The following is a 1,270-nucleotide window of genomic DNA, read 5'->3' as shown; positions in this document are numbered from 1 at the left end:
CGTCTTTGCCCAAGGGCGTAGAAATCATGGAAGCGTCTCATTGCCGTCCACGCGTATTGCCCGGCCCGTGCTGCCGGCCTTGAAACTGCGGCGCGAGCAATGAGACGCATCCCAATCACGCGCAGAACGCCCGTGTGATTTCTCGCGACACGCTTGAAAACGCACGCGTTTGATGGGCGCCACACAAATGCATCAACATATGCATGTTCATGACCATTGCCTAGCCACATCAGCAAGTGTTCTCGAGCCTGCCACCCTCAAATAAACCGGACGCCACTGCCCGTGACTATCTCGATATCCCGCGGACCAGCATGGATTGAGCCGAACTACCTGATCCAGTTCGCGTGTATCGTGAGCAGCAGCAGCTTTACCGAAGCTGCCAGGGAGACCGGTGTCAGCAAATCAACACTGAGCCGCATGGTGACCATGCTGGAAGAGTACGTCGGAATGCCACTTTTGGAAAGAACCACCCGACGCGTCAATGCTACGGACGCGGGACACACGCTATACAACCAATGCCTGGAAGTATACGCAGCCTGGTTGGCTGCCCGTGAAACCATTGGCACGATCAAGCGTGAAGCGGTTGACGGTTCGACAGGGCAAACCACGAAGTAACTACCGATCGCCAGACATTCCCGTTTGTAGAATCCAGAACCACGACCGCGCGCAGTTACCGACCATTGCGCGCTGGGTCCAAGAGCATCCATAATCCAGACTCCGTCGTCCCGACCTGGCTCCTGCTTTGGCTGCTTTGTCCCAGCCGAACGGTTTCCCCTCGGGCCTCTCAGCCGCAGCAAAAGCCGTTGGTCGCGATACAAACGATAGACACATTTGTGGTTGTCGACAGTGCGCTCTCGCCGTAGCTTCACGTGCGCACAACGATAGCCACAATGCAAGCATACGTCGGTCATTTCCTTTACGCATCTGCCACCAGCATCCTGATGCTTGCGATCCTCTTCCTCGGGGCGACGCAAGTAATGCAGCCTCGGCGGCGCTGTCCGTCGCACTTCTTTCGCCACACGTAGAACGTCGCCTTGTCGATGCCGATCTTGCGGTACACCTCCTCAACAGCCGTGCCGAGCCTGGCCTTCTTCCGCGCGACCGCGATCTGCGCGTCGGAATAGCTCGCTCGCTTCATCACGGCATGACTTCAGGCGGGTCCAGTGAACCTCAGCATGCCAAACATTCTGCTAAATAATGGATCGAAATCCTAGAGCAGTGTCACGCCCAATCGTTATCGACTGCCGAAAGTTTCCTAAGGGTCTAATGT

At 56.5% G+C, this 1,270-nt stretch carries 2 protein-coding genes; one reads left to right on the top strand and one right to left on the bottom strand.

What is annotated here, in order from left to right:
• Positions 1-282: 282 nt before the first annotated feature.
• Complete coding sequence (locus tag P0D89_RS53100) at positions 283-615, top strand: LysR family transcriptional regulator (RefSeq protein ID WP_408379654.1); 333 nt, start codon at positions 283-285, stop codon at positions 613-615.
• Between the two features lie 301 nt (positions 616-916).
• Here the strand turns inward: P0D89_RS53100 and P0D89_RS53095 are convergent, their stop codons facing one another.
• A complete protein-coding gene (locus P0D89_RS53095) occupies positions 917-1,138 on the bottom strand; it encodes a transposase (RefSeq protein ID WP_408379656.1) in 222 nt (73 codons plus the stop codon).
• Between the last annotated feature and the right edge of the window lie 132 nt (positions 1,139-1,270).

It is taken from the genome of Paraburkholderia sp. RL18-085-BIA-A (genome assembly GCF_046027075.1).
Taxonomy (GTDB): Bacteria; Pseudomonadota; Gammaproteobacteria; order Burkholderiales; family Burkholderiaceae; genus Paraburkholderia.
This window is presented reverse-complemented; position numbering and strand designations above follow the sequence as displayed.